Annotated in this window: 5 protein-coding genes; all 5 read right to left on the bottom strand. The window is 74.1% G+C overall.

Annotation, left to right across the window (positions count from 1 at the left end; genetic code table 11):
• On the bottom strand, nt 1-345 hold a 345-nt coding region (locus tag RWM17_RS12110), incomplete at its 3' end, for a hypothetical protein (protein ID WP_314104020.1).
• Nucleotides 342-947: a hypothetical protein gene (locus RWM17_RS12105; RefSeq protein WP_314104019.1), complete on the bottom strand. Its 606-nt coding sequence runs from the start codon at nt 945-947 to the stop codon at nt 342-344. The genes RWM17_RS12110 and RWM17_RS12105, both read right to left, overlap by 4 nt.
• Nucleotides 947-2,626 carry a sugar transferase gene (locus tag RWM17_RS12100; RefSeq protein WP_314104017.1) on the bottom strand — a complete coding sequence of 560 codons (1,680 nt, stop codon included), beginning with the start codon at nt 2,624-2,626 and terminating at the stop codon, nt 947-949. The genes RWM17_RS12105 and RWM17_RS12100 overlap by 1 nt, the downstream gene beginning before the upstream one ends.
• A gap of 679 nt (nt 2,627-3,305) precedes the next feature.
• A complete protein-coding gene (locus RWM17_RS12095; RefSeq protein WP_123545738.1) occupies nt 3,306-4,331 on the bottom strand; it encodes a glycine betaine ABC transporter substrate-binding protein in 1,026 nt (341 codons plus the stop codon).
• The gene (locus RWM17_RS12090; protein ID WP_314104022.1) at nt 4,328-5,095 is read right to left on the bottom strand and encodes an ABC transporter permease; all 768 of its coding nucleotides are present in this window, start codon (nt 5,093-5,095) and stop codon (nt 4,328-4,330) included. The genes RWM17_RS12095 and RWM17_RS12090 overlap by 4 nt, the downstream gene beginning before the upstream one ends.
• Nucleotides 5,096-5,099 lie beyond the last annotated feature (4 nt).

The raw sequence follows: 5,099 nt of genomic DNA, 5'->3' as shown, positions 1-5,099 counted from the left end.
CACGACGCCCGCGACCGCCGGCGCGGCGACGCACCAGACGGCAGCCCAGGCCAGGAGCCCGCGGCGGACGTCCGCAGAGCCCCGGTCGAGCACGGTCAGGGAGTCGCCGACGAAGCCGCTCGCCAGGGCCGCGAAGACGACGACCACGCCGTAGAGCACCGCGTAGACGCCCCAGTCGGACGGAGCGAGCAGCCGGACGGCCACGATCTGGCCGGCGAGGCCGAGCAGCGCCTGGGTGCCCTGGCCGCCGACGGCGCCGAGCACGTCGACCCTCCGGCGCGGTCGGGGCCGGGCTGAGGGGGCGGTGTCGCCGGGACGGATCGCGTCCTGTGTCGTGGCGGTCATCGGGGCAGGCTCCCCGTGAAGGTGGCCGGCGCGTGGACGCCGTCCAGGTCGAGGTAGAGCGTGGCCTGGTCGCGGCGGTCCTCCGGGACGACGAAGGCGTACCGGGCGGTGACGTCGGCACCCGCGGTGACGACGCTGTCGAGGTCGGCCACGTCGACGTCGTCGTACAGCGGTGCGGAGGGGACGGCGTCGCTGCCCGCGCGCAGGCTCGGGACGACCGACGTGAGGTCGACGTCCGCGTCGGTGCCGTTGTGCACCGTGACGGCGAAGACCACGTAGGGAGCCCCCGTGACCACGCCGGCGCCGGTCGCGGTCACCGTGCCCTGGTCGACCGCCTCCGAGGTGACGGTGAGGCCGTCGGGGTAGTCCACCGACTCGGCGAACGGCACCGCGTCGGCCTGCACCCGGTCCTCGGGGGCCTCGGCCCCGTCCCGCTCGACGGCAGGTGCGCCGGTCTCGGTCGTGACGTACGCGGGGGCGTCGATGCCTCCTCCGCTGGCCGTGGCCTCGTTCGACCCGGTCGTGACGACGACGGCCACCACGACGGCGGCGGCCAGCACGACGACGCCGGCTCCGGACAGCAGCAGGGTGCGGCGGCGCATCAGTAGGCCCCGTCGTGACGGAGGAGCACGCGGACCGTGCGCCACATGATCACGAGGTCGGCGGTGAGCGACCAGTTCTCGACGTAGTAGAGGTCGAGGCGGACGCTGTCCTCCCAGCTGAGGTCGCTGCGGCCGTTGATCTGCCACATGCCGGTCAGGCCGGGCTTGATGTAGAGCCGGCGGTGCACGTGGCGCTCGTAGTCGGCGACCTCCCGGGGGAGGGGCGGCCGGGGGCCGACGACGCTCATGTCGCCGCGGACGATGTTCCAGAGCTGGGGCAGCTCGTCGAGCGACCACTTCCGCAGCAGGCGTCCGACGCGGGTCACGCGGGGGTCGTGGCGCATCTTGAACAGCGGGCCCGCGCCCTCGTCCGCCGTGCCGAGCGAGCCGAGCAGCTGCTCGGCGTCGACGACCATCGACCGGAACTTCAGCATCTCGAAGGTGCGGCCGTCCCGGCCCACCCTGCGCTGTCGGAACAGCACCGGCCCGGCGCTGTCGAGCCGGACGACGAGGGCGAGGACCAGGAGGAGCGGCGCGAGCACCACGAGGGCGCCCCCGGCCAGGACGAGGTCGGACACCCGCTTCATCGCGTGGCGCGGTCCGTCGAACTCGGGCAGCTCGACGTGCATCAGGGGAAGTCCCTCGACGGGACGGAAGTGGATGCGGGGGCCGGCGACGTTGGTCAGCCGGGACGCGAGGACGAGCTCGGTGGCGCGGCCCTCGAGGGACCAGCCGAGGTCGCGGAGCCAGTCGCGGCCGCGGCCCGCGTCCCCGGCGACGATCACGCTCTCGGCGCTCAGGCGCCAGACGGCACGCGGCACGTCGTCGAGGCCCGCGACGACGGGGACGACGCGGTCGCCGACGACGACGCCGGAGCCGTCACGGTCGCCGTCGGTCAGAGCTGCCCCGACGACGTCGTAGACGGCGCCGCTCGTCGCGTCGATGCGGTCGACGACGTAGGCGACGTCCTCGCGGCTGCCGACGACGACGGCACGGGAGAGGAAGTGGCCGGCGCCGCGCTGGGCCTCGAGCCACCGGCGCATGCCCCACCGGCCGAGCACGAGGCCCGCGCCGCCCGCGGGCAGCGCGACGAGGAAGTACTCCTGGCCGCCGACGTGCCCTGCGACCGAGAACCCGACGGCGACGACGACGAAGGCGAGGACGCTGGCGCTGCCCACGCGCTTGTACTCGAGGACGCCGCTGCCGACGACGGCGAGGTCACGGCTGCGGTAGAGGGCCAGGGCGGCGGTCCAGACGACCGCCACGACGAGGGGGAGCCAGAGCGCCTCGAGGACGCCGTCGACGACCGCCGAGGCCGAGCCGGCGCCCTGGTCCACCAGGTCGTCGAGCACGTCGACGACCGCGGCCGCGACCACACTGACGGCGACGACCGCCGTGTCGACGACCCGGAGGCGGCGTCGGTAGCGCAGCGCCCACCGGGCGCCGGTGAGCGTCTCGGCGGCGGGCTCGGCGAGGGGGGCAGACGTCCGCGCGGGATGCGCGGATCCGGCCACAGGCTCGGCGGCGACGACGGGCGCGGGGGCGGCGGCCGAGGGCACGAGGAGGTCGACGGGCTCGGCCGACCCGTCGAGGACGGGACGCACGGACGCGGAGGAGGAGGACCCGGCGGGGCGGCCGGAGGGCAGGAGGGTACGGAGGGACGACGGGCTGCTGGGCATGGGGGGACTCGTGCTCGGGTAGGCGACGAATGACACCGGCGCCGATTCGGGCGGCGACGGGCAACGGAACGGCCGTCCGGTCGGGATTCGGGTCCGTCCGGACGACGGGGGTCGACGGCTCGTCTGCCGGCAGCCGCGGGTACGGCAGGACGGCGACGGACGTCGCTGGGCGTCGCCGACGACGGGTGATCGTCGGCAGGGCCCGTTCGGGTGGGTGGAGCGGTTCGGGTGGAGCAGTTCGGGTGTGGCTCTCCGGGGCGGTGGGTGCCGCTGCCGGTGACTCGACTCTAAGGTGGGGGACCCCCCGGGAGGGGACCCCCCGTTCGGGGGTTCCCCTGCCCCCCGCACGCGGGACATCGCGCCGCGTCACCCCGGGCGAGTCGCGCCCGCGGCGACGCCCGCCGAGTGACCAGGACGCACCGCCCCTGTTCCCCGCCGCGAGGTGCCCCCACGGGGCGACACCTCGTCACGAAGGGTTATGACCTGGTCAAGGTCGCTTTGGGACCTGGTGCCGACCCGGCGGGGACGGGCGCCGATCAATGCCATCACGGCGACAGCTGTCGTGCAGACCGGGTGACGCGCACCCTCGCCCCGCAAGCGGGGGACGACGAACGGCAGGTGTCGCCGCCTGCCGTTCACCCTGCGTCTAGCCCGTGTTAATCACCCCCCGGGCGATGTGTCACGGGCGTGTCACGAAGCCCTTCTCGACCATCCAGTCGAAGGCGACGTCGGCGGGCTCCTCGCCCTCCACGTCGACGCGGCGGTTCAGGGTGCGGAGCTCGTCGTCCGTGAGCGCCGGCGAGATCTGCTCGTAGACCGCGGCCAGCTGGGGGTAGGTCGCCAGCACGTCGTCGGTCAGCACCGGGGCGACGTTGTAGGCAGGGAAGAACCCCTGGTCGTCCTCCAGCACGGTCAGGTCGAGGGAGTCGATGCGCCCGTCGGTCGTGAAGACCTCGCCGAAGTTGCACCGGCCGCGGTCGGTGGCCTCGTAGACGGTGCCCGTGTCGAGGATGCTCACGTTGCTCGTCGGCACCCCGTCCGCCGCGCCGAGCTCGAGGCCGTAGCGCTCGAGCATGGGGGCGAAGCCGTCCGCCCGCGAGTTGAACTCCGCCTCGACGCAGAACGTCCGCTGGTCGACGGGGAGGGCCGCGATCTGCGACAGCGTGGCGACGTCGCCCAGCTCGGCCACCGCCTCCGACCGGACCGCCATCGCGTAGGTGTTGTTGAGCGGTGCGGGCTCGAGCCAGACGAGGCCGTTGGCCTCGTCGGCGTCGCGCACGGCCTCGTACTGCTCCTGCTTGTCGGGGATGCCCGCCGCCTCTCCGAGGTAGGTGAGCCAGGCGGTGCCCGTGTACTCGTAGGTCATGTCGGCGCCGCCGTCGAGCATGAGCTGGCGGACGGCGACGCTGCCCGGCACGTTGGTCATGTCGGTGACCTCGAAGCCCGCGGCCTGGGCCGCGAGTACGGCGATCTTGCCGAGGATGAGCTGCTCCGTGAAGTTCTTGGCCGTGACCGTGATCGCGGCGTCGTCCGGGAGGTCGTCGATCGCCTCGATCGAGCCGGGCGCCACGGCGGGCACGAAGGCGGTCGCGGGCTGCAGCCCGCAGCCCGTCAGGAGGGCCGCGGACGAGGCGGCGACCACTCCCAGCAGGGAGGCGCGGCGCAGCGCCCGCAGGCGGGGTCGTCGGTCGTCGGTGGGGGTCATCGGAGGCCCTTCGGTCGGGCGACGTGCTCGACCACGCGGCCGAGCCAGTCGATGAGCAGCGCGAGGAGGGCGACGAGCAGGGCGCCCGAGACGAGCACCTTCGGCAGGAACAGGTTGACGCCGGTCGTGATGAGGAGCCCCAGACCGCCGGCGCCGATGAAGGTCGCCAGGGCCGCCGAGCCCACGAGCAGCACGAGGGCCGTGCGGATGCCGGAGAGCATGACGGGAACGGCGAGCGGCAACTCCACGCGGAACAGGACCGAGACGGCCGACATCCCCATGCCGCGTCCCGCCTCGACGAGGCGGGCGTCGACGCTCTGCAGGCCGATCATGGTGTTCCGCAGCACGGGCAGGGCCGCGTACAGCACGAGGGCGATCACGGCGGTCCAGAACGAGAACCCGAGCCACAGGGCGAGCAGCACGATCAGGCCGACCGCGGGGGCCGCCTGCCCGAAGTTGGCGAGCACGAGCACGGGGCCGGCTGCGCGCCGGAACGGGCGGCGGGTGAGGAGGACGCCCAGCGGCACGGCCAGGACGAGCACGATGGCGGCCGACGCGAAGGTCAGCGCCAGGTGCTCGCCCGTGTAGGTGACCAGCGCGGACGGGTTGAGGGTCGTGCGCTCGGCGGTCGTGAGCTCGGCGGTCGAGAGCCAGACGCAGAACGCGGCGAACACCACGGCGACGGCCGCCGGCTGGACGACGAGGCCGAGCCACGACGGCCGGGCGCGCCGGGGGCGGCCAGGGGACGAGGAGGCGGCGGGCACGTCC

The organism is uncultured Frigoribacterium sp., from assembly GCF_963515265.1.
In the GTDB taxonomy this organism is placed as follows: domain Bacteria; phylum Actinomycetota; class Actinomycetes; order Actinomycetales; family Microbacteriaceae; genus Frigoribacterium.
The sequence above is the reverse complement of the archived record's forward strand: the minus strand, read 5'-3'. Positions and strand labels throughout refer to the sequence as shown.

What these genes read in the sequence shown, in the direction of transcription:
- RWM17_RS12105 (WP_314104019.1), bottom strand. Translation starts at nt 947, where the DNA reads ATGCGCCGCCGCACCCTGCTGCTGTCCGGAGCCGGCGTCGTCGTGCTG.
- RWM17_RS12100 (WP_314104017.1), bottom strand. Translation starts at nt 2,626, where the DNA reads ATGCCCAGCAGCCCGTCGTCCCTCCGTACCCTCCTGCCCTCCGGCCGC.
- RWM17_RS12095 (WP_123545738.1), bottom strand. Translation starts at nt 4,331, where the DNA reads ATGACCCCCACCGACGACCGACGACCCCGCCTGCGGGCGCTGCGCCGC.